Source organism: bacterium, assembly GCA_035691305.1.
Lineage (GTDB): Bacteria > Sysuimicrobiota > Sysuimicrobiia > Sysuimicrobiales > Segetimicrobiaceae > DASSJF01.
In genome coordinates this window covers 1-22,482 of record DASSJF010000086.1, presented here as the reverse complement: position 1 = coordinate 22,482, position 22,482 = coordinate 1, and the positions used below count along the sequence as shown (strand labels likewise).

The following is a 22,482-nucleotide window of genomic DNA, read 5'->3' as shown; positions in this document are numbered from 1 at the left end:
TGTCGCGTGGATGACTGGGGCACCGGATGTCCGATTGTGTCGGCCGGCCGGCCTGGTCCCCCCTGGGCCTCGCTTCTGGCTGCCGCAAGTTACGAACATTATACAACTGGAAGATGCGGAGTCAATATGCGAATCGCGCAGCGGCGCTTTTTCTTGATCGAGGTCCACGCGGCGCGGGACGAGCAACTACTCTCATCCGGCTCGCCGCGCCGCCTCGTACAGGAGCAGCGCGGCCGCGACCGAGACGTTGAGCGAGCGCACCTGTCCGCGCAGCGGGATGTGGACGAGCCGGTCGCACCGCTCGCGCACGAGTCGGTGCAGGCCGCGCCCCTCGGCGCCGACGACGAGCGCGATCGGCGGCCCGAGCGCGCCGCCGTCGTACCGCTCGGGCGCTTCGGGATCCGCGCCGACGACCCAGACGCCCGCCCGCTTCAGCTCCTCGAGCGCGGCCGCGAGGTTGCCGACTCCGGCGACCGCGAGATGCGCCGTCGCGCCCGCCGAGGCCCGCGCCACCGCCGGTGTAAGCCCCGCGGCGCGCCGCCTCGGGATCACCACGCCGTGCGCGCCCGCCGCGTCGGCGGTGCGGATCACCGCGCCGAGATTGTGCGGGTCTTCGATCCCGTCGAGAACGATGAGAAACGGCCGCTGACCGCGGCGCCGGGCGACCTCCAGCACGTCGTCGAGATCGACGAGCGGCTGGACCGCCGCTGTCGCGGCGACCCCCTGGTGCGGCAGGCCCTCCGCGAGAACGTCGAGGCGCCGCGGATCGACGGTCTGCACGGGCACACCGCGGCGGCGGGCGGTCTCGAGGATCTCCTTCAGCGGCCCCGCCCCGTGCGCCGTCCGCGACACCAAGACGCGCGAGACCGGGCGCCCGGCGCGAAGAGCTTCGAGCACCGCGTGGCGTCCGACGAGCGCCGGCTGCCCGCCGGAGTCGGGCCCTGCCGCCGGCGCGCGTCGCCCCGAGGGCGCGCCGGGCTTTGATCTCATCGGTGCGCGGCGCGCGGCCGGCGCGCCGTTCGCAGAAGGCGGTCCGCCGGCGTTATCGGACGCGCCACTTGAAGCCGCTGGGGGTATCCTCGAGCAGGACGCCGAGCGGCGAGAGCTCGCTGCGCACGCGGTCGGCGGTGGTCCAGTCCTTCCGCCGGCGCGCTTCGACTCTCCCGCGCGCGATGTAGGCGACCAAGGCGGAACCGGCCTCCGCCGGCGCTCCGGCGTCGGGGCGCTCCTCCGGCTTGAACAGATCCGGATATTCCTCGGACAGGCGCCGCGCGAGCTCCGCCAGCGCGGCGGTCTGCGCCGGGGTGAGGGCGGTGACGAGCCGCAGCCCGAGCAGCCCCGACAGCTCCCGCAGCGTGCCGAGCGTCTCCCGCACCGTACGGGCGGCGTCGGAGGACAGACGCGCACGCCGCCGCACGGCCGCATCCGTGACCCGGTTGATCGCCGTGGCGAGATCGAAGAGCGCCGCCAGCGCCGCGGGCGTGCCGAAATCGTCGTCCATCGCGGTCTCGAAGGCCATCCGCGCCGCGGGACCCGCCTCCGCCAGCGCGCCGAGCACCGCCGTCACCTCGGGCGCATCCGGACCCGCCGCGGCGTCCGCCGCGAGCAGATCCTCCGCGTTCTCGCGGGCCGTGCGCAGCCGCTCCGCGCCCGCGGCCGCGGCGGCCAGCGCCTCGTCTGTCCAGGTGAGCGGGCTGCGGTAGTGCGACGATAGAATAAACACCCGGAGCGTGTCCGCGTGGTAGCGGTCCAGCGCTTCGTGAATCGTGATGATTCCGCCGAGGTGCCGCGTCATCTTCTCCGGCCCGCCCGTGAGACGCAGCAAGCCGTGGTGCGTCCAGTAACGGACGAACGGCAAGCCCGTGTAACCCTCGGACTGCGCGATCTCGTTCTCGTGGTGAGGGAACACGAGGTCCTGGCCTCCGCCGTGGATATCGAGTTGGGGCCCGAGGTATTCCATCGACATCGCGGTGCATTCGATATGCCAGCCGGGACGGCCGCGGCCCCACGGGCTGTCCCACGCGGGCTCGCCCGGCTTCGCAGCCTTCCACAACACGAAGTCCATCGGATGTTCTTTGCGGGCGTCCACGTCGACGCGGGCTCCGGCCATCATCTCGTCGAGCGAGCGCCTCGAGAGCTTGCCGTACCCCGGAAAGGCCGTGACCCGGAAGAACACATCGCCGCCCGCGGCATAGGCCAGGCCGCGGGACGCGAGGACCCGGATGATCTCGATCATCTTGGGGATGACCTGCGTCGCGCGCGGATATCCGTCGGCGTGCTGCACCCCGAGAGCGTCCATTTCGGCGAGGAACCGTGCGATGTACCGCTCGGCGAGTGTTTCGGTCGTGGTGCCCTCGACCGCCGCGGTTTCGATAATCCGGTCCTCGATATCCGTGAAGTTCTGGATGTAGCGGACCCGGTAGCCGCGGTACGCGAGGTAGCGGCGCATCACGTCGAACACCACGTACGACATCGCGTGTCCGACATGCGAAGGACCGTACACGTTCGGGCCGCAGACGTACATCCGGACCTCGCCCGGGTGCACGGTCTCCAACGGCTCCTTGCGCCGCGTGAGGGTACTGTACACCTTGAGCGCGGAGGCGCTCCTCATGCCCGGGGCTCCGGCCGTCTGCGCGGGCGAGCTCAACTGGCTCCGGCTCCCGTCGGCCAGATCCACTGGCGCGGGTCGGATGGCAGCCGCCGCACGGAGACGAGGCGGATCGTTGCCACGAGGTCCCAGCGCCAGCGGCTTCGCAGGGTCCACGAATCCATTTCGAGCGTCCGGCGCAGCTCGTAGACGTGACCGCGCCCGCCCAGCACCCGGATGTGCATCGCGTCGCGCTCGAAGCGACGGCCGAACAACCGGACCACCCGGTGAAACTCCGAACCCCGCCAGAAGCCCGCCGGCCTCGACGCGGGCTTGCCGAGCGTCGGTTCGACCGTCACCGGCTCTTCGCAGACGGACTCCTCGATCAGGATCGGCAGCAGGTTGCGCCGCGGCCGGACATAGCGGCCGTCGATCCAACGGCCGGGACCCTCGCGTCCCTTCGGCGGCGACGGCCGGCGCGCGCCGCGCTTCATGGCGTCACGGACCGCGGAGCAACGGGCTCGAGGCTCGCGACCGCCTGCGCCGCGATGCCCTCCTCGCGACCGATTGCGCCCATCCCCTCGAGCGTCGTGGCCTTGATGCTGATCCGTGACGGGTCCGTGCCGAGCGCCGCCGCCAAGCCCCGGCGCATCGCGTCGGCGTGAGGCGCAAGACGCGGCGCCTCGGCCATCACCACCACGTCCACGTGCCCGGCCCGCCAGCCGTGCTCGGCGAGCAGCTCCCGGACGCGGCCGAGAAGCCGCATGCTGTCGGCCCCGCGGTACGCCGGATCGGTCGGCGGAAAGAGGGTACCGATATCGCCCCGGCCGGCCGCGCCGAGCAGCGCGTCCATGACCGCGTGGACGACGACGTCGGCATCCGAGTGTCCGTCGAGGCCCCGCGGCGAGGGAATAGTCACGCCGCCCAGGACGAGCGCCCGGCCCGGCACGAAGCGGTGGGCGTCGAAGCCGAGGCCGATCCGCGGGACGGCCGGTGCGGGTTCGTCCCGCCGCAGCAACGCCTCCGCGAGGGCCAGATCGTCCGGCACCGTCACCTTCAGGTTGGTCGGCGCGCCCGGCACGAGCCGCACCGGCCGTCCCAACCGCTCGACCAGCGCCGCGTCGTCGGTGCCGCGGAAGCCCGCGCACTCCGCGTCGCGGTGGGCGGTCTCGAGCAGCGTCCGTTCGAAGGCCTGCGGCGTCTGCATCCGGAAGAGCCCGGCGCGATCCACCGTCGCCCGCAGCCACGTCTCGTCGCCGCGCCGCATCGTTTCGTCGACCGGCACGGCGGCCGCGGCCGCGCCGTCCCGGGCGGCCGCGGCCGCCACCGCGTCGATCAGCCGAACCGGAACGAGCGGGCGCGCCCCGTCGTGAACCACCACGATCGAGGGACCGGCCGGGAGCGCCTCCAGCGCGAGGGCCACCGACGCCTGTCTGTCCGATCCTCCCGGCACCACGCCGGCGAGCTTCCGGCCCGCCGCGCGGCGGGCGGCGGCGGCCACCGGCTCGAGGGCGTCGGGCGGCGCCGCCACGACGATGGTCTCAATCGTCGACGCGGCTTCCAGCGCCGCGAGCGCGTACTCGACCAGCGGACGCCCGCGCAGCGGAACGAGGGCCTTCGGTCCGCCCCCGCCAAACCGCTCTCCCCGGCCGGCCGCGGGCACTACCGCCGCGGCCACGGCTGCGGCGCCGTCTACCGAAAACGGGTTCACCGCGGCGCGCCGTCCCGCTCGAAGACCTTGGGCCGCGCGAAGATCATGCGCCCCGCGACGGTCTGCAGCACGCTCGTGACAACGGTGGGCAGGGTTTGGCCGATGTGCTTCTTACCCCCCTCGACGACGATCATCGTGCCGTCCTCGAGGTAGCCGACGCCTTGCCCCGCTTCCTTGCCGTCCTTGATCAGGTGCACGGTCAGGTCCTCGCCGGGCAGCATCACCGGCTTGATCGCGTTTGCGAGCTCGTTCACGTTGAGCACGCGGATGTCCTGGAGGCCGGCAACCCGGTTCAGGTTGTAGTCCGTCGTGACGATCACCGCGCTGAGCGAACCGGCGAGGCGGACGAGCTGCGCATCGACGGCTTCGCCGAATCCGGGCACGTCGTCGTAGATCTGCAGCACGCGCAGCTCGCGCTGCAGCGTATCGAGCACGTCGAGCCCGCGGCGCCCGCGGTTGCGGCGCAGCGCGTCGCCGGAATCGGCGATGTGCTGCAGCTCGACAAGCACGCCGCGCGGCACGAGCAGCGGCCCTTCGAGGAACCCCGTGCGGCAGATGTCGGCGATGCGCCCGTCGATGATCGCGCTCGTGTCGAGGAGCTTCGGCCATCCGCCGGCCGGCCGCCGCCGCGCGCCGGGCTCATGCGCCCCGGGCCGCGGCCGCAGACTCTGGCGCTCCCGGCCGATCCACTCCGCCAACCGGGTGAACGCCGCGAGCGCGTCCCCGCGGCGCTGAATGCCGAGATGCAGGCCGAGGTAGCCGAACCCGAGCACGGCCGCGATCGGAATGATGTACGCACCGATGATCGGCACGCGCTGCAGCGGAATGCTGACGAGAAACGCCGCGAAGAGCCCCGCGAGTAGCCCGACCGCGCCCGACACGACGTCGCGCAGCGGCACTTCGCCCAGCCGGCGCAACGCCCAGCCCATCGACGAGACGAACCACCCCGCGGCCGGACGCGACACGGCCGCGCCAAGGAGCGCCCCGAGCGCAATCCCGGCGGCCAGCGTGCCGAGGCGCGCCGCCTCCCCGCCCCCGCGCACCAGCTCGAAGCGGACGGCATCGGCGATCTGATACCCGATCACAGCGCCCAGCACAAGACCGACACCGCGAATCAGCCGGCGCATCTCGACCACATCATAGCATGTTCGCGGCGCGAGCCGTCCCGCGGGCATGCGGACGCGAGGGATTCCGGCGCCGCAATTTCTTGACACTCGCGCAACGCCCCGCCTATAATGACACCTGCGTTCCAGCCCTTGGGGGGTGCGCCGTTCATGAAAGAAGCGAGCCCGTCGTTTCAGGCGCAGGTCGACGAGTATCTGGTGCGCCACCGAAGCGTTCTTGATGTGCTGACGAAGCTCCAGGAATCCGCCGCTCGTGTCAACCGCGCGATCGCCAAGGCCGTGACGACCTGCGGCTGCATCTCCGTCGCGGCGAGCAAGCAGCAGTTCCCGGCCGATGTCGGACTCTCCGAAATCCGCCGGTACGTGCAGAGCCACCTCGACGGCCGGCTGTGCGAGCGCTGCACGGAGGCCGTGGAGAGCGAAATCGGGTCGGAGCTATTCTATATCGCGGCGCTGTGCAACCTGCTCGACCTCGACCTCGAGGCGATCCGCAAGAAGGAGCACAGCCGCATCAAGACCCTCGGCATCTTCAACCTGAAGTGACGGCCCGTTGACGTCGCCGCCCCCGGCGGCGAAACAACGACGGCGAGCCCGGCGGCGCTGCCGCCGGGCTCGCCGTTCTTGTGGGCTCGCAGACGGCGGCCGCGCTACGTGACGAGGCGCTCGAGGGCCCCCGCGACGTCGTCGACGCCGGTGATCTCCAGACCGGCCGGCGTCTCGTCCAGACCGGGAAGGTTCGCGCGGGGAGCGACGACTCGCCGGAAACCGAGCTTCGCGGCTTCCGCGATGCGGCGGTCGATCTGGCTCACCGCGCGCACCTCGCCGCCGAGACCGACCTCCCCGACGGCGACCGCGGCCGCGTCCACCGGACGGTCTCGGTGGCTGCTTGCCACGGCGAGCGCGACACCGAGGTCCGCGGCCGGCTCGTCGACGCTCACGCCGCCGGCGACGCTCACGTAGACGTCGTGAGCCGACAGGTGCAGCCCCGTGCGCTTCTCCAGCACGGCGAGGAGCAGCAGCAGCCGGTTGTAGTCGATGCCCGCGGCCGTACGCCGCGGCATGCCGAACGGCGTGCGCGTCACGAGGGCCTGCACCTCGAGGAGCAGCGGCCGCGTGCCCTCCACCGCGCAAACGACCGCCGATCCCGACGCACCCTCCGGCCGCTCCGCCAGGAACAGCGCGGACGGGTCGGCCACCTCGGTGAGGCCGCGCCCGCTCATCGCAAAGACGCCGATCTCGTTCGTCGAGCCGAAGCGGTTCTTCGTCGCCCGCAGCACCCGGTATGCGTGGTGCCGCTCGCCTTCGAAATACAGCACGGTATCCACCATATGTTCGAGGACGCGGGGGCCCGCGATCGCGCCCTCCTTCGTCACGTGGCCGATGACCAGCACGGCGGGCCCGCCGTCGGTCTTCGCGACGCGGAGCAGGTCGCCTGTGCACTCACGGATCTGCGCCACGCTGCCGGGCGCGGCCGTGACGTCCGCGCGGTACACGGTCTGAATCGAGTCGACGACCACGAGCGACGGCCGGACCCTGTCGATCTGGGAGACGATCTGATCGAGATCGGTCTCTGCGAGGACGAGCAGGTTGGGCGCGTCCACGCCGAGGCGCGAGGCGCGCATCTTCGTCTGGCGGACAGACTCCTCACCGGAAACGTAGAGGACGGGACGCCGGTCCCCCGCCGCGCCCGACGCGCGGGCCATGTGATGCGCGGCGGCGAGGGCGAGCGTGGACTTGCCGACGCCGGGATCCCCGCCGACCAGGATGAGCGAGCCGGGGACGACGCCGCCGCCCAGCACCCGATCGACCTCCGGCAGTCCGGTCCCCCGGCGCACCGCCTCGTCGAGCGCCACGTCCGCGATGGGCACCGCCTCCACCGCCCCGGCGCCGCGTCCGCCCTCAGCCGCGCCCGGCTCGCGCACGGGCCGCCGGCCGGCGGCCGGCGGCCCGACGCGTTCTTCCACAAGACTGTTCCAGGCGCCGCAGCCGGGACAACGGCCCAACCACTTGCTCGACTCGTAGCCGCACTCCTGGCAGACGAATACGGTCCGCGGCTCAGCGCCGCCTAAACGTGTGGCCTTCGGCATTCGAAGCCGCCCCTTCGAGAGACTACGCGACGGCCCGGGCACCGAGCCCGGGCCGTCGCGTTCCACCGCTCCGCAGCCGTCGCCGGGACCGGCCGCCGGCTCCTACGAAGTCTGCGTCACGGGCTCGCGCTTCTTCTCGAAGACGAGCTCGTTGTCATGCGCGTCGATGATGATCTCGTCGCCGGTGCTGAACCGCCCGCGCAGCATGGCGTCCGAGAGCGGGTCTTCCACGAGCCGCTGGATCGCGCGCCGCAGCGGCCGCGCCCCGTACTGGGGGTCGAAGCCTTCTTTGGCGAGCACCTCGCGCGCCATCGGCGTGATCGTGAGCCCCATGCCCTGACCCCGGATTTCCCGCCGGACGCGGTCCATCAGGATGTCCACGATCGCCGCGATCTGCTCGCGGGACAGCGGCCGGAACACGATGATCTCGTCCACGCGATTGAGGAACTCGGGCCGGAACGTGCGCCGCAGCTCCTCCATCACGTGCGCCTTCATCTTATCGTACTGGCGCTGCTGGTCGAGCTCGACGTCCGCCGTGCCGCGGAAGCCGAGGCCCTGGCCTTCGCGCTGAATCTGCGGCGCCCCGACGTTGCTCGTCATGATAACGACGCAGTTCTTGAAGTCGACCGTGCGGCCCTGAGCGTCGGTCAGGCGCCCGTCCTCCAGGATCTGCAGCAGGACGTTGAAGATCTCGGGATGCGCCTTCTCGATCTCGTCGAGCAGCACGACCGAGTACGGCCTGCGGCGCACCTGCTCGGTGAGCTGGCCGCCCTCTTCGTACCCGACGTAGCCCGGAGGCGCGCCGACGAGCCGGGACACCGTGTGCCGCTCGGTGTACTCGGACATGTCGATCCGCACGACCGCGTTCTCGTCCCCGAAGAGAAACTCCGCGAGCGCGAGCGTCAGCTCGGTCTTGCCGACGCCCGTCGGGCCGAGGAAGATGAACGATCCGATGGGGCGCCGGGCGTCCTTCAGCCCGGCGCGGGCCCGCCGCACCGCCCGTGAGACCGCGGTAACCGCCTCCTCCTGGCCCACGATCCGCTTGTGGATCTGGTCCTCCATCTTGAGGAGCTTTTCCGTCTCCTCTTCGACGAGGCGGGTCACCGGGATGCCGGTCCAGCTCGACACGATGTCGGCGATGTCGTCGGCCGTCACCGTCGTGATGTCCCGGCCTTTGTCGGTCTTCCACGAGCTCTCCAGCTCTTCGAGTTTTTGCCGGAGCACCTTTTCCTTGTCACGCAGGCCCGCGGCTTTCTCGAAGTCCTGGTTCTTGATCGCCTCTTCCTTTTCGCGGCGCGCCCGGTCGGCCTTTTCCATCGCCTGCCGCACTTCTTGCGGCAGGAAGCTGGCCTGCAGGCGGATCTTGCTCGCCGCCTCGTCCATCAGATCGATCGCCTTGTCCGGCAGGAACCGGTCGGAGATGTACTTGTCCGCGAGTTGCGCCGCCGCGACCAGGGCGTCGTCCCCAATCTTGACGCCGTGGTGGGCCTCGTACCGCTCCCTGAGGCCCCGCAAAATCTCGACCGTCTGCTCCACGTTCGGCTCGGCGACGAGGATCGGCGCGAACCGCCGCTCGAGGGCGGCGTCGCGCTCGACGTACTTGCGATACTCGTCGAGGGTCGTCGCGCCGATGCACTGCAGCTCGCCCCGCGACAGCGACGGCTTGAGAATGTTGCTGGCGTCGATCGCGCCTTCGGCCGCGCCGGCGCCGACGAGGGTGTGGAGCTCGTCGACGAAGAGGATGACCTCGCCCTGCGCCTTGCGGATCTCTTCCATGACCTTTTTCATCCGCTCTTCGAACTCGCCGCGGTACTTGGTGCCCGCGACGAGGGCGGCGAGGTCGAGCTGCACGACGCGCTTGGTCCGCAGCACCTCCGGCACGTCCCCGCGCACGATCCGCTGGGCCAAGCCCTCGGTGATGGCCGTCTTGCCGACGCCCGGCTCGCCGATGAGCGCCGGGTTGTTCTTGGTCCGCCGCGAGAGAACCTGAATCACGCGCTCGATCTCGCGCTCCCGACCGATCACCGGGTCGAGCTTGTTCTCGCGCGCGAGTTTGGTGAGATCGCGGCCGAATTCGTCGAGGGTCGGGGTCTTGCTGGCCTGCTTGGTGTAGGAGGCAGTCCCTTCCTCGCCGAGCAGGTACACGACCTGGGAGCGGACCCGCTCGAGGTCGGCCCCCATCGCCTCGAGCACGCGCGCGGCGACGCCTTCGCCCTCACGGATCAACCCGAGGAGCAGGTGCTCCGTACCGATGTAGTTGTGGCCGAGCCGGCGCGCCTCGTCCAACGCCAGCTCGAGGACCTTCTTGGCCCGCGGGGTAAACGCGACTTCCTCGTACGGCGTGCGCTCGCCGCGGCCGATCGCGCTCTCGATCTCGGCGCGGACGCGCTCGGGGTTGATGTTGAGCGACTCGAGAACCTTGCTGGCTACGCCTTCGCCCTCGCGGATGATGCCGAGGAGGATGTGCTCGGTGCCAACCGCGCTGTGATTGAGCCGCTTGGCCTCTTCCTGCGCCAGGATGATGACGCGGCGTGCGCGCTCCGTAAACCGTTCAAACATCCTGCGGTTGACCCCCTCTCTGCCTAACCCTCACGTGCGCCGCGTGCTGCGTCGTGTGCATCGTTGTTCTCTCGCTATTACGATCCCTGTGGTTCCGCTGTTCTCACCAGGGGCTCGGGTCCCGCTGAACCCCGGCAGGCCGGCAGAGTCTGGGAAGGTTCTCCCCCCTCCCGTATCCCCTCGTCAACTGGTACGCTGCGAATCCCCGGAAGATTCCTGACATTAGAAGACGATCACGATCCGGAGAGCCGCTGCTTTCGCTCCTGCTTCTTCGCCTGGCTTCCGACTCCTGCCGCTTGTTCGTGTCTGCGCCGCCGAGGCGTCGCGCACATCTGCCCTGCTTTGACGTTTTTCCCCGCTGTCTCGAAGCGCAGACACCTGTGGTCGGACCACGGGGAGGAGAATTGTCACGGGGGCGGCCCGCAACGGCGGGCCCGGGCGGGACGGCCGGGACTGGGGAAAGCCCGGGGGCCGGCCTAGCGCCTGATGCCTTTGATCGTGTACTTGACCTGTCCGGCGGGCGCCTGGACGGTCACGGTCTCGCCCTTTCGTTTGCCGAGCAGGGCACGTCCGACCGGCGACTCGTTGCTGATCTTGTCGTGTGCCGGATCGGCCTCGGGCGAGCCGACGATGGTAAACGTCCACTCCTCGCCGGACTCGTCCTGGAGCTTGAGCGTGCTGCCGATAGAGACAACGTCCGAGCGGACGTCGTGATTGTTGATCACCTTGGCATTCCGCAACATGCCTTCGAGGGTCAGGATGCGACCCTCGGTGAAGGCCTGGTCGTTCTTTGCGTCCTCGTACTCGGAGTTTTCCGAGAGGTCTCCGAACTCTTTCGCCTGCTTGATCCGCTCGGCGACTTCCTTGCGCTTGACGGTTTTGAGGAATTCGAGCTCCTCTTCCAGCTTGCGCAGACCTTCGGGCGTTAGGATCGTTTCCTTCTCATCCATGCGGCTCAGCTCACCCGCTTGATCGCATTCTGCCGACAATAACAGGAGACCGAGGGATGGTCCCTCAGTCTCGACCTCGCGCATGAGTATACCCAAGACCTCCGGCAATGTCAAAGTCGGGCGGGCGACCGCGGCGCCGCGCTCTTCGCCGCGCGCCGGATCGCGTCGACTTCCTCGTCGGCGATGCGGCGCTCGAAGCGCCGCAGCCCGGACAGCCGGAAGCCGTGCCGGTGCATCAGCGCGTGGATCTCCCGGACGCGGTCGAGATCGAGATCGCCCCCGAGCGTGTAGTCCTCGTAACGGTGCTCGAGCGCGAGCAGCATCGTCTCCGCCATGCACGCCTCGCACGTCCCGCGCGGAAAGCCGAAGTCCAGGCCGAAGTCGACGGGCCCCGGCACCTCGATCACACCGCCGTCGATGACGAGCACGTCGTGCCGCCGCTCGTACACGAGGCGCGACACGTTCCGCGGGCGGGCCACGTCGCAGACCACGGCGCCGGGGCGCAGGTCCTCGGGCTCGACCAGCACGTCCGTGGCCGAGGTGACCGTGAGCACGATGTCGGCGGCGCCGACGGCCTCTCGCACGTCCGGGGTGATGGCGACGTCGGCGGAGCCCTCCCCGCGGAGCCGTGCGGCGAGGACCTCCAGCTTCCCCGAGTTCCGGGCGCACAGAACGAGCCCCGCCACCCGGGGCGCCAGCAGCCGGCAGCACACCGCGCCGATCGACCCCGTGGCGCCGAGCACCGCCACGCGGGCGCGCGCGGGGTCGATGTCCATCCGCGACGCGGCGGCGAGCGCCCCTTCGACCGCCGTCGCGGCCGTCAGGCTGTTGCCAGTGGTAACGCCGATCGCGAGTTCACGCGCGACGGTCACGCCGCGGTCGCCCACGATCTTCGTAAACGCGCCGAGGCCGAGGATGCCGGCGCCGAGCCGTTCGGCGATCCGGCCGGCCTGGATTAGCCGCCGGTAGAGGAGATCCACCGGCGCCTCAAGCACGACGCGCGGCGTCCAGGGCAGCGCGATGAACCAGCCCTCGGCGCGGGCGCCCGCCGGCGATTCGATCCCCGTGATGCGGGACGCCTCGAACGGCGGCACCGCGCGAAAGGCCCGCTCGACGAGCCGCGGCGGGAGGAACCGCGTGAACGGGAACTTCTGCGCGTACTGCTGCACGTACAGCGGGTGGATGACGAACGCGAACCGGCCGGGGCCGCCCGCCCCCGCCGCCGGCGCGTCCGCCTTGAACGCGCCCGGGCCCCGCGCGCCGCTCACGACGCGGCTCCCGCGCCGGACGCGGCCGGCGCATCGCGCCGGCCGGTCCCCGAAGGGGGATCGGGCGTCAGCGTCTCCACCCGCGGGCGCACGCCCGCGCGCTGCAGCCAGCCGATGATCTCCTGCGGCGTCATGGTGTCCGTCCGCCGGCCCGCGAGCGCGACCACGATCCCCTCGAGCACGTTGGTGGCGAACGACCGTCCCGCCATTTCCGGCGCCGCGGTAATCAGGCGCCGAGCACCCCGGCGTGTGAGCTGGTCGCGGTCTTCGACGGTGATCGTCTGCGTCAGGATCGTTTTGCCGGAGAGGTTCTCGGGCATGTAGCGCCGGATAAAGTGGAAGTCCCCCGCGACGACCTCCGCCCACTCGAAGAGCTTCGGATACTTGGGCGTGACCCGCTCCTGCTTCTCCCCCGTCGGGTACAGCCACTGGAACGGCAGCCGCGTGATCACGGGCAGGAGACAGGCGGCCAGGATCCGCACGGTAACCAGCCGCCGCATTGGAATCGGGACGCCGAGCGCAAAGTAGAAGTCACCGAAGAGCGTGACGGCGCCGGCCTGCGTGAAGGCCTCGGCCATCCCGTAGCGGTCCACGCTGCTCACCAGGAGCACACGCCGTCCCGCGAACGAGATGCCCGCCGTTTGCGGAAGGTACTCGAGAATGAGATGCTTCTCCCACGACGCCTTGATGCCGCCGCCGTCCACGACGGGGGTACGCCGGATGTCCCGAATGAGGCGCGCCGCGTCGCGGATCCGGTACCTTCGGTTGCCCGCGCGCAGGTCGAGGTCGATCCCGCCCATGCCGATCGCGTCCACCTGCCCGTCGAGCTCGCGCACCAGCGCCGCAAAGCGCGCCATGTCGCCATCCGTGCCGATCCGTTCGATCACAAACGGCTCGTCGAGGATCACCGTCTCCACGCGGTGATCCCGCTTGCTGCTGCCGAGGCTGACGCTCACGACCCGCTTCATCTGCCCTCGTCCGTTCGACCCACGCGAACGACCCTCCTCATCCTAACGTGAAAAGCGCGCCGCCGGTTATCCGGCGAGCCCCGGCGCGCCGCCGGCGCTCTTGGCGAGCCGGACGGACCGCGCGATCGCTTCTCTGACCGCCACGCCGACGGCGGCCTCGAGCGCGAGCCGGTCGGCCTGCGCCGTCCCGGTGCTGAGGACAAAGAACGTGTCACCGTCAACCGAGGTGTGGGACGGCGAAATCATGCGCGCAAGGCCGGTGTGGGCGACAATCGCCAGGCGCGCACACTCCGCCTTGGTGAGGGCTGCGTCGGTGGCGACCACGCCGATGCTCGTGTTCTCGAACGGCCCTGGGCTGATCCCGGGACGCTCGATCAGACGGACGGCGGTGTCGAGAAAGCCGCCCGTCTTCGGATCGCGCGCGCCCGCCAGGATGGCGCCGGTTCGAGGATCGAGGACGTCGCCGAACGCATTGGTGGCGACGATGGCGCCGACCGCGGCACCGCTGCCGAGGCGGATGCTCCACGTGCCGAGTCCCGACTTCATCCGACTCTCGGCGCCCAGTAGATTGCCGACGGTCGCGCCGGTGCCGGCGCCGACGTTCCCTTCCTCCACCGGACCTGTCCTCGCGGCGCGGCAGGCTTCCGCTCCCATCGCGGCGTCCGGCCGGACCGTCGCGCTGCCGATCCCGAGATCGAAGATCACCGCCGCGGGCACGATCGGCACGGCCGCCGCGCGTGTCTTGAATCCGATGCCCCGCTCGCCGAGGACGCGCGTGACACCGTCTGCCGCGGCGAGACCGAACGCGCTGCCGCCCGTCAGCACCACCGCGTGCACGCGGCCGACGAGCGTCTCGGGACGGAGGATGTCGGTTTCGCGCGTGCCCGGCGCGCCGCCGAGCACGGACACCCCCGCGACGGCGCCCCCCTCGCACAGCACGACGGTGCATCCGGTCAGATGCTCGGGGTCCGTCGCGTGGCCCACCGCGATGCCGGGCACGTCGGTGATCGCGCGGCGCGCCGCCGGGTTCACCGCACGCCCTCCTCGACCTCGTCGGTGACGTCGCCGGCGACGATGCGATGCTCGGCGCCGTCGCGCGCCCGGATCAGAAGCGCCCCCAGGCCGTCGATGTCGCGGGCGACGCCGTCGACCGTCGTCGACGCCGTTGCCACGCGCACGACCCGCCCAAGCGTGTCGGACAGCGCGCGCCACCGTCTCAGGGTCCCGGCGTCGCCCTGCGTGTGGATCTCCCGGTACGCGCGGTCCAACTGCCGCAGCACGGCGCGCAGCAGCGGACCTCGCGCCACAGGGCCGCCGGACACCGCGGCAAGCGAGGCCGCCGGGTAGCGGGGCCGGTCGGGCAGCGCCGCGGACGGCACGTTGACGTTGATGCCGATGCCGAGCGCGAGCCACGCCGGAGTCTGCCCGGCCGCCCGAAGCGGTCCCGCCTCCAGGAGCAGTCCCGCGACCTTCCGCCCGCCGACCAACACATCGTTGGGCCACTTCAGACGTGGCCGGAGCCCGGTCGTCTCTTCGATCGCCACCGCCGTCGCTACGGCGGCGGCGAGACCGATCAGCGGGACTCGGTCCGCCGGCAGGTGCGGCCGCAGCATGATCGACATCCACAGGCCGCCGACCGGCGACGTCCAGGGCCGCCCCAACCGGCCCCGGCCGGCAGTCTGCGCCTCCGCCACGATCACCGAGCCCTCCGCGGCGCCCTGTTCCGCCAGCATGCGGACGGCGTCGTTGGTCGAGGGCAGCGAGTCGTACCACAGGATCTCGTGTCCGATCACGCCGGCGTCACCCGCCTCGTCCCACGGCCAGACCGTGTCCCGGTCCGGGCATGCGGCGAGCAGAGCCTCGACAGAGGTGCCGTCCGGAAGCCGCAGCCCCGGAGCCGCCTCGGCCAGCGGGACAAGCACAAACGCCCGGTGGGCCAGATCGCGGTGCGGAACGGTCAGGTCCGGCTCCCGGACCGCCGCGTCGCCCCACAATAAAATATCCACGTCCACGGTCCGCGGTCCCCACCGCTCCCCCCGCACCCGCCCCAGCGACGCTTCGACGGCGCGGCAGCGGTCCAACAGCGCGTGCGGCGCGAGCGCCGTCTCCACGGCCACCACCTGGTTGAGATAGGTCGCCTGCCCCGTCAGCCCCCACGGCACCGTCTCGTAGACGGCCGACCGCGCGACGACGCGGAGGTCGGGACCGTCGAGGCGCCGGATCGCCTCTCGCAGGGAGCCGGCGCGGTCACCAATGTTCGAGCCGAGGCCGAGAAACGCGCGGACCATTTAAAGCGGAGCGCGGCGCCGCCGTGTCACTTCGACAGCCGCGCTCTCGAGCGGCCCGCCCAGCCGGACGTGGGGCTTGCGAACGCACACCGTGACGGCCTGCACGCGCTCGACCTCGAGCAGCGCGTGGGCGACCGCTTCGGCCGCCGCCTCCAACAGGCGATACCGCGTCTCCGTCATGGCGCCGCGGATGCGCGCGTACAAATCGCGGTAGTCGAGCGTATCGGCGAGGTCGTCGCTGTGGCCCGCGCGGTGCAGGTCCGCCTCCACCGCGACGTCGACCGTGAATACCTGGCCGCGCTCCTGCTCCTCCGCGCCGACGCCGTGGTGGGCGTAGAAAGCGAGGCCGGTGAGCAGAATGCGGTCGCTCACGGCAGCCCCCGCACGATGGCGTCGGTCATGCGGGCCACCCGCGCCATCGCCCGCACGTCGTGCACGCGCACGAGATCCGCGCCGTTGGCGATGGCGATCACGATCGTGGCGGCCGTGCCCTCCATCAACTGGCAGACCGGGAGGCTCAACACCCTGCCGATGCTCCCTTTGCGCGAGGTCCCGATCAGCACCGGCCGGCTGAGCGCCCGCAGTTCGCGCAGGCGGCGGAGCATCTCCATGTTCTGCGCCAGCGTCACGCCGAAGCCGTATCCGGGATCGACGACGGTGCGGGACGGGTCGATGCCGGCCGCCGCGGCCGCGGCGATCCGCTCCGCGAGATACGCGCGCGTCTCCGCCACGAGATCCGCGGCGCCGCGCCGGTTGCGCCCATCCATCAGGACGACGGGCGCCCCGGCGCGCGCGACGACGGCGGCCATCGCGGGGTCGCCGGTAAGGGCCGTCACGTCGTTGACGATCGCCGCCCCCGCGTCCAGCGCCTGGCCCGCGACGCGCGCCGAGAAGGTATCAACGCTGACAGGGAGCCCGAGGCGTACGAGACGCCGGACCGCCGGGATGGTGCGCCGCAACTCCTCGTCGACCGGGACCCGCACCGCGCTCGGACGGGTGGATTGCCCGCCCACATCGATGACATCGGCGCCCTCCTCCTTCCACCGCTCGCCCAGCGCTTCGGCGGCCCCCGCGTCGCCGTCTAGCCCATCGCCGGCAAAGGAATCGGGCGTCATGTTGACGATGCCGACGAGGTAGGTTCGCCGGCCAAATTCCAGGACCGCGCCGCCGCAGCGGATCGGCGCCGGCGCCGTCACGGCCGTCCGCCCTCGCCGGTCGCGTCGAGTTCCGCGGCCAGCCGCGCCGCATCCAGCACCTGTCCCTCGCGCAGATCCCGGAGGCGCAGCGCCGGTACCGGATCGGGCGGCAGCGCCTCGCGCGGCGCGCAGCCGATCAGCTCTCCGGCCTCGACGTCGGCGCCGCGCCGGCGCGCCTCCTCGCACACGCGGTCGAAGGCCGCGAGCGGCGGGGTGCGGCGGTAGTCGAGCAGATTCATGGAGACCTGTGCGACGCCGCGCCGGGGCAGCCAGAGTCCGATCGCCTGAACGGCAGGCAGGCCGCCTGAGGATTCCCGCACCGCGCGGGCGATCCCCCGCGCGATCGTGGCGTCGGCGCCGGCCAGGTCGGCGTTCATGGCGATCAGCACCCCGCGCGCGCCGACCGCCACCGCCCCTGCCGTTGGATGCACGCGCGCCGGTCCCAGGTCCGGCCGCCGCTCCGGCGTGGCGATCGCCGCCCGCAACCCTTCGAAGCCGCCCCGGCGGATCGCCGCGAGGGCGCGGAATTCCGGCCGCCGCGCCGCGGCCGCGTACAGGTACGCCGGAAGCCCCAGCGACTCGGCCGCGTACGACGCGAACCGGCGCGCCAGCCCGACACAGTCCTCTATGGACGCGCGGAGGAGCGGCACAAACGGCACCACGTCGATTGCGCCGATCCGGGGATGCGCGCCTTCATGACGGGTGAGATCGATGCCCGCGACCGACGCGGCCGCGACCCGGCGCGCCGCCTCGTAGACGGCCTCGGGCGCCCCGGCGAGGGTCAGCACGGTGCGATTGTGATCGGGATCCGAGGAGACGTCGAGCAGACGGGCCCCCGGCACCGTGCGCGCCGCCTCCGCCAGCGCCGCGATCACCCCGGCCCGCCGCCCCTCGCTGACGTTGGGCACGCATTCGATCAGCGGAGTGGGCGCGTTATTCCTCCCTGGCGTTGGCGATCCGGGAGAAATGAATGACGGTGACCGTATCCTCGAGGCCGACGCGCCGGCTGTAGATCGTCGAGAGAAACTCGATCAGGTCGTTGTGCTCGCGGGCCGCCGGGTTGTCCTTGGTGATCTCGCGGGGCGTGATGTCGCGGAGCAGCTTCGTGTCGACGCGGTCGATCACCGCGGTGAAGATTCTCTGCCGCGTGCCGTACTTCTGCCCCACGGTCACCCAGACGATTTGGCCTTCCCGATACTTCGGCCGCTTGTCTCCCAACCGCACCGTCAGCGTCTTCGTCCCATCGCGCAGCGCGGCGGCGAGCAGCGGGGAGTAGAAGTTGAGCGCGAACATGCGACCCTCCGTCGGAGCCGTAAAACTCCGTCTTGTTCTGCCCATCGTCCGGGGTTCCTTCCCTCAACTTGCCGACCGGAGCGTGCGCATCGTCGGGCCGGAACTGCGCGCGTGCCCTCGGCGTTTACCACGCCGGGGCGGCATCGTACCGCCGCTCCTCTCGACCGGAACCGGGATCGTTAGGCTTCACCTTCGGAGGCTGCGATGCAAACCACGACCTTGCGCTGGCTCGTTCCGACCGTGTTGCTCCTCGCCCTCGGCGCGGGAGCCGCCTACAGCCAAACCACCCCGGTCCCAAGCCCGATGCCGGGCGGGCCGCCCGCCGCGCGCGAGCGTGCCATCGTGGTCACGGGCGACGGCTCGGTGGATGCGACGCCCGACAGGGCGACGGTGGCGCTCTCCGTCATCGTCCAGCGGCCGACCGCGCGCGAAGCCCAGCAGCAGAGCGCGGCCGCGATGGCGCAGGTGGTGCGCGCAATCGACGCCGCGGGCATCCCGCAGACCGCGGTTCGGACCTCGACCGTGTCGCTGTACCCGCAGCACGCGCCCAACTCCGGCGGGACCGGGCCGATCATCGGCTATCAGTCGGTCAACCGCGTCGTCGTGACGGTCGACGATATCAGCCGCGTCGGACAGGTGATCGACGCGGGGGTCGGCGCGGGCGCGAACGGCGTGGACAGCGTCGAGTGGACCCTTCGCGACGCCACGGCGTACCGCGCCCAGGCGATCCGGATCGCGGTGCAGAATGCGCAGGCTACCGCGAACGCCATCGCCGCCGCGGCGGGCGTTCGCGGCCTCCGGCTGATCCGCATCGAGCAGGCGGGCGCGGTCGTCGGCCCGCGGATCGGTGTGGGCGTGATGCAGGCGGCGCCGGCCACGCCCGTCCTGCCGGGAACGATGCCGGTGAATGCCGAGGTGCGCGCGGTCTTCGCATTCTAGGGGGGAAACAGCGTGTCGAACACGCCGGCCGCGCCGGCTCTCAAGGTCGCCACCTGGAACGTCAATGGGATCCGGGCGCGTCAGGCCGAGGTCCGGCAATGGATCGAGCGCGAGCGGCCCGACGTCGCGTGTCTGCAGGAGCTCAAGGCCGCGTCCGGCCAAGTGCCGCCTCCTCTGCGCGAGATGGACGGCTACTGGTGCTACTGGCACGGCGACACAGCCTACTCAGGCGTCGCGCTTCACGTCGGCAAGGACATCGCGCCGGAACGGCCGGTGTTCACTCATCCCGCGTTCGACCGCGAGAATCGCATCGTGGTCGCGGAGATCGCCGGCATCACCGTCGCGTCCGTCTACGTGCCCAACGGCGGGCGAGATCTCGCGGCGAAAATGCAGTTTCTGGAAGCGCTCGACGAATACGCCGCCTCATTCCAGGCCGGGGCGGGCCGGCCGGCGCGGCGACTTGTCCTGTGCGGAGACATGAACGTTGCGCGGGCCGACATCGATGTCCATCCGAAGGAGCGCAAGCCGGGCGCGATCGGACAGCTGCCCGAGGAACGCGCGCTGATCGAGCGGATTCTCAGCCGCGGCCTGGTCGACCTCGGACGTGCGGTCGATCCGTCCAACGACGGCCTGTTTACGTGGTGGGCGCCCTGGCGGAATCTGCGGCAGCGGAACATCGGGTGGCGGCTCGACTATGTCGTCGTGAGCGACGCATTGGCGGCGCGCGCGGCCACCTGCATCGTCCAACGGGAAGTCGGAAGCAGCGACCATGCGCCCGTCGTCGCCCGCTTCGAATGATCCGAAAACGGCCCTAGGGCGTCGCGCTATTTCAGGCCGGGGGCGTACTCCGTCCTGGGGGCGCCCTGGCCGCTCGAGGTCACCGTGGCCAGCGGCGCGCCGTCCTTGTCGCGCACCAGGTGCACCGTCATCGTCTTGTAGCGCAGGCGGCTCTGCACGAACTGGATCGCGAGGGACCCCTCGGTCGAGAGGTTCTTCTTCTCTTCGTCGAGCGGCTGCCCGGGCTTGACCAGCACGTCCTTGACCGTGACGTCGAGAGTGCCGGTCTTGTCGTCGATCTTGACGTCGGTGACCGCCCCGGCCCCGACGATGCTGTCGATCATGTTGCGGACCAGCTGCGACGGGGACGCGGGCGCGACCAGCGCGCGCTGCCGCGCCTCGTACGCCCGGTCCCAGGCGAACAGTCCGCCGCCGGCGAGAAGGACGAACAGCACGTAGGCCGCGACCGGCACCCAGTTCCTGCGATGTCCGCGGCGGCCGCGGGGCGGAACTCGGTGCGGCGGAGTCCGGTGCGGCGCGACCGTCTTTCCACCCGCCATCTACGCCGCCCCCGCCGAAATGCCGTCGCCTCGCGTGAGCGTGCCGCGGTAGAGAAACGCGATTTGGCGCAGGGCCGCGCGCTGATCGAACTCGGTCAGCGCGGAGATCGCGTCAACCGGGACGATCACGTGAAACCACCGGAGCGCGGCGCTGCCGGCCGTGTGCAGGACGCAGATGTTGCTGACGGTGCCCGTGATCACCAGCGTCTCGACCTTCCTGCGCCGCAGTTCATGCTCGAGCGGTGTATCATAGAACGCGTCGTACCGCAGCTTGCGGACCAAGACGTCGTGCGGCCCCGGTGCGAGCCGGGGGACGATCTCGGCCCCCCACGTGCCGCCGACCGCATGCCGGCCCCAGACGGCGAACTCCGGGTCGTCGTCGCTGTGCCAATCCTGCGTGTAGACCACCGGCATTCCGCGCACCCGCGCGAACTCACGCAGGCGTGCGATAACCGGGACCGTCGCCGCGGCGCCGGCGACGCAGAGGGCGCCGGCCGGATCCACGAAGTCGTTCTGCATGTCGACGATCACAAGCGCGGCCGTGTCCGGAGCCACGTCGACCCGCGACTCCACTTCGGGCTCGGGAATCTCGATCCTCGGCGTCTCGGTCAAGGCGTCTCTGCCATCGGCCCGCGGCCGGAATCATTTTACACGGAGGAAGGAGGAGCCGTGGGCTCCTCCTTCCGATCTCGCGTAGGCGAATATGCCGCCCGCTGGCTAGCCGGTCGCCTCGGGCTTCAGCGACGGCGCGACGGGTTTGCTGTCGCGCGGGAACGACTTGACCTCCTGTGTGGCGCCCGGCAGCGGCGGCGGGGTCTCCGGCATGTCGGGCGGCAGCGGCTGGCCCGCGATCAGCAGGTCCAGCTCGTCGCTCTCGAGCGACTCGCGCTCGAGCAGCGCCCGGGAGATCCGCTCCAGCACCGCCTTGTTCTCGGTCAGCACCGTGCGGGCCCGGCTGTAGCACTCGTCGATGATCCGCCGCACTTCCTTGTCGATCTCGTAGGCGATCTCTTCGGAGTAATTGCGGCTCTCCACGAGGTCGCGCCCAAGGAACACCGGCCCGTGCTTGGCCCCCAGCGTGAGTGGGCCGAGCTTGTCCGACATGCCGAACTCCGTCACCATCTTGCGGGCGAGATCGGTCGCCTTCTCGAAGTCGTTCGCCGCCCCGGTCGTGATCTCGCCGAACACGATCTCCTCCGCCACGCGGCCGCCGAGGATGGCCGTGATGTTGGCCAGGATCTCCCCGCGCGTGAGCGTGTACTTCTCCTCCTGCGGGAGCGGCAGCGTGTAGCCGAGCGCCATCCCGCGCGGGAGGATCGTCACCTTGTGCGGCGGGTTGGCCTGCGGCAAGAGCTTGCCGAGCAGCGCGTGCCCCGCCTCGTGGTAAGCGGTGAGCTCGCGTTCCTTCGGCGACAGGATCCGGCTCTTCCGCTGCGGCCCCGCGATCACCCGCTCGATCGCCTCGTCCAGTTCGGACCGGCCGATCCGCTTCTTGCCCCGCCGCGCCGCCAAGAGCGCCGCCTCGTTCACCATGTTCGCGAGGTCCGCCCCGCTGAACCCCGGCGTCCGCCGCGCCAGCACGTCCAGCGCCACGTCTTCGCTCACGGGCTTGCCGCGCACATGCACGTCCAGGATCGCCCGCCGGCCCTTCGCGTCCGGATTGTCCACCACGATCCGCCGGTCGAACCGGCCCGGCCGCAGCAAGGCCGGGTCCAGAATGTCCGGCCGGTTCGTCGCCGCGATCACGATGATCCCGGCGTTGGGGTCGAAGCCGTCCATCTCCACCAGCAGCTGGTTGAGGGTCTGCTCGCGCTCGTCGTGGCCGCCCCCCAACCCCGCCCCGCGCTGCCGGCCCACCGCGTCGATCTCGTCGATGAAGACCAGACACGGCGCCGACTTCTTCGCCTGGTCGAAGAGGTCGCGCACGCGGCTCGCCCCCACCCCGACGAACATCTCGACGAACTCGCTGCCGGAGATCGAGAAGAACGGCACCCCCGCCTCGCCCGCGATCGCCTTCGCCAGCAGCGTCTTGCCGCTGCCCGGCGGGCCGACAAGCAGCACGCCGCGCGGAATCTTCGCGCCGAGCGCCTGGAACTTCTTCGGATGGCGCAGGAACTCGATAATCTCCTCGAGCTCCTCCTTCGCCTCGTCCACCCCCGCCACGTCGTCGAAGGT

22 protein-coding genes are annotated in these 22,482 nt (G+C 70.9%); 3 read left to right on the top strand and 19 right to left on the bottom strand.

Features of this window, described 5'->3' with window-relative positions; all coding sequences use genetic code 11:
* Positions 1 to 192: 192 nt before the first annotated feature.
* Genes rlmB through VFL28_17150 form a run of 5 tightly spaced genes read right to left on the bottom strand, consistent with a single transcriptional unit; the run spans position 193 to position 5,425 of the window.
* The gene (gene rlmB, locus VFL28_17170) at positions 193 to 990 is read right to left on the bottom strand and encodes a 23S rRNA (guanosine(2251)-2'-O)-methyltransferase RlmB (GenBank protein ID HET7266401.1); all 798 of its coding nucleotides are present in this window, start codon (positions 988 to 990) and stop codon (positions 193 to 195) included.
* Between the two features lie 52 nt (positions 991 to 1,042).
* Positions 1,043 to 2,611, bottom strand: a complete 1,569-nt coding sequence (cysS, locus tag VFL28_17165; GenBank protein ID HET7266400.1) for a cysteine--tRNA ligase — start codon at positions 2,609 to 2,611, stop codon at positions 1,043 to 1,045.
* Positions 2,612 to 2,643: 32 nt separating this feature from the next.
* On the bottom strand, positions 2,644 to 3,081 hold the full coding sequence (locus VFL28_17160) for a hypothetical protein (GenBank protein HET7266399.1): 438 nt from the start codon (positions 3,079 to 3,081) through the stop codon (positions 2,644 to 2,646).
* Complete coding sequence (ispD, locus tag VFL28_17155; GenBank protein ID HET7266398.1) at positions 3,078 to 4,298, bottom strand: 2-C-methyl-D-erythritol 4-phosphate cytidylyltransferase; 1,221 nt, start codon at positions 4,296 to 4,298, stop codon at positions 3,078 to 3,080. The genes VFL28_17160 and ispD overlap by 4 nt, the downstream gene beginning before the upstream one ends.
* Positions 4,295 to 5,425: a hypothetical protein gene (locus VFL28_17150; protein ID HET7266397.1), complete on the bottom strand. Its 1,131-nt coding sequence runs from the start codon at positions 5,423 to 5,425 to the stop codon at positions 4,295 to 4,297. The genes ispD and VFL28_17150 overlap by 4 nt, the downstream gene beginning before the upstream one ends.
* 147 nt (positions 5,426 to 5,572) lie before the next feature.
* Between VFL28_17150 and VFL28_17145 the strand changes: the two genes are divergently transcribed.
* Positions 5,573 to 5,965, top strand: a complete 393-nt coding sequence (locus VFL28_17145) for a DUF1573 domain-containing protein (GenBank protein HET7266396.1) — start codon at positions 5,573 to 5,575, stop codon at positions 5,963 to 5,965.
* Positions 5,966 to 6,069: 104 nt separating this feature from the next.
* Here VFL28_17145 and radA read toward each other — a convergent pair whose 3' ends face one another.
* The 11 genes from radA to VFL28_17090 form a co-directional block, all read right to left on the bottom strand.
* Positions 6,070 to 7,509: a DNA repair protein RadA gene (gene radA, locus VFL28_17140; protein HET7266395.1), complete on the bottom strand. Its 1,440-nt coding sequence runs from the start codon at positions 7,507 to 7,509 to the stop codon at positions 6,070 to 6,072.
* Positions 7,510 to 7,611: 102 nt separating this feature from the next.
* The gene (locus VFL28_17135; protein ID HET7266394.1) at positions 7,612 to 10,068 is read right to left on the bottom strand and encodes an ATP-dependent Clp protease ATP-binding subunit; all 2,457 of its coding nucleotides are present in this window, start codon (positions 10,066 to 10,068) and stop codon (positions 7,612 to 7,614) included.
* A gap of 476 nt (positions 10,069 to 10,544) precedes the next feature.
* Positions 10,545 to 11,018 carry a transcription elongation factor GreA gene (gene greA, locus VFL28_17130; protein ID HET7266393.1) on the bottom strand — a complete coding sequence of 158 codons (474 nt, stop codon included), beginning with the start codon at positions 11,016 to 11,018 and terminating at the stop codon, positions 10,545 to 10,547.
* A 110-nt stretch (positions 11,019 to 11,128) separates the two neighbouring features.
* The gene (locus VFL28_17125) at positions 11,129 to 12,202 is read right to left on the bottom strand and encodes a shikimate dehydrogenase (GenBank protein HET7266392.1); all 1,074 of its coding nucleotides are present in this window, start codon (positions 12,200 to 12,202) and stop codon (positions 11,129 to 11,131) included.
* 80 nt (positions 12,203 to 12,282) lie between these two features.
* Positions 12,283 to 13,254, bottom strand: a complete 972-nt coding sequence (locus VFL28_17120) for a quinate 5-dehydrogenase (GenBank protein HET7266391.1) — start codon at positions 13,252 to 13,254, stop codon at positions 12,283 to 12,285.
* A 66-nt stretch (positions 13,255 to 13,320) separates the two neighbouring features.
* Positions 13,321 to 14,286, bottom strand: coding sequence for a P1 family peptidase (locus VFL28_17115; GenBank protein ID HET7266390.1), 966 nt, complete (start codon positions 14,284 to 14,286; stop codon positions 13,321 to 13,323).
* Complete coding sequence (locus VFL28_17110; GenBank protein ID HET7266389.1) at positions 14,283 to 15,542, bottom strand: biotin--[acetyl-CoA-carboxylase] ligase; 1,260 nt, start codon at positions 15,540 to 15,542, stop codon at positions 14,283 to 14,285. Before VFL28_17110 ends, VFL28_17115 begins: the two co-directional genes overlap by 4 nt.
* Positions 15,543 to 15,914 (bottom strand): dihydroneopterin aldolase, encoded by a 372-nt coding sequence (folB, locus tag VFL28_17105; protein ID HET7266388.1) that lies wholly within the window; start codon positions 15,912 to 15,914, stop codon positions 15,543 to 15,545.
* Positions 15,911 to 16,738: a dihydropteroate synthase gene (folP, locus tag VFL28_17100; protein HET7266387.1), complete on the bottom strand. Its 828-nt coding sequence runs from the start codon at positions 16,736 to 16,738 to the stop codon at positions 15,911 to 15,913. The genes folB and folP overlap by 4 nt, the downstream gene beginning before the upstream one ends.
* Positions 16,735 to 17,646: a glutamate formimidoyltransferase gene (gene ftcD, locus VFL28_17095; protein ID HET7266386.1), complete on the bottom strand. Its 912-nt coding sequence runs from the start codon at positions 17,644 to 17,646 to the stop codon at positions 16,735 to 16,737. The genes folP and ftcD overlap by 4 nt, the downstream gene beginning before the upstream one ends.
* A gap of 25 nt (positions 17,647 to 17,671) precedes the next feature.
* A complete protein-coding gene (locus VFL28_17090; protein ID HET7266385.1) occupies positions 17,672 to 18,031 on the bottom strand; it encodes an ASCH domain-containing protein in 360 nt (119 codons plus the stop codon).
* A 204-nt stretch (positions 18,032 to 18,235) separates the two neighbouring features.
* Between VFL28_17090 and VFL28_17085 the strand changes: the two genes are divergently transcribed.
* Together VFL28_17085 and VFL28_17080 are read left to right on the top strand one after the other, a co-directional pair.
* Positions 18,236 to 18,970: an SIMPL domain-containing protein gene (locus tag VFL28_17085; protein ID HET7266384.1), complete on the top strand. Its 735-nt coding sequence runs from the start codon at positions 18,236 to 18,238 to the stop codon at positions 18,968 to 18,970.
* Between the two features lie 12 nt (positions 18,971 to 18,982).
* The gene (locus tag VFL28_17080) at positions 18,983 to 19,768 is read left to right on the top strand and encodes an exodeoxyribonuclease III (GenBank protein HET7266383.1); all 786 of its coding nucleotides are present in this window, start codon (positions 18,983 to 18,985) and stop codon (positions 19,766 to 19,768) included.
* Between the two features lie 26 nt (positions 19,769 to 19,794).
* Here the strand turns inward: VFL28_17080 and VFL28_17075 are convergent, their stop codons facing one another.
* The 3 genes from VFL28_17075 to ftsH form a co-directional block, all read right to left on the bottom strand.
* Positions 19,795 to 20,220: a hypothetical protein gene (locus VFL28_17075; GenBank protein HET7266382.1), complete on the bottom strand. Its 426-nt coding sequence runs from the start codon at positions 20,218 to 20,220 to the stop codon at positions 19,795 to 19,797.
* 87 nt (positions 20,221 to 20,307) lie between these two features.
* Positions 20,308 to 20,919, bottom strand: a complete 612-nt coding sequence (locus VFL28_17070; GenBank protein HET7266381.1) for an isochorismatase family cysteine hydrolase — start codon at positions 20,917 to 20,919, stop codon at positions 20,308 to 20,310.
* A 105-nt stretch (positions 20,920 to 21,024) separates the two neighbouring features.
* A partial coding sequence (gene ftsH, locus VFL28_17065) for an ATP-dependent zinc metalloprotease FtsH (protein ID HET7266380.1) occupies positions 21,025 to 22,482 on the bottom strand: 1,458 nt, incomplete at its 5' end.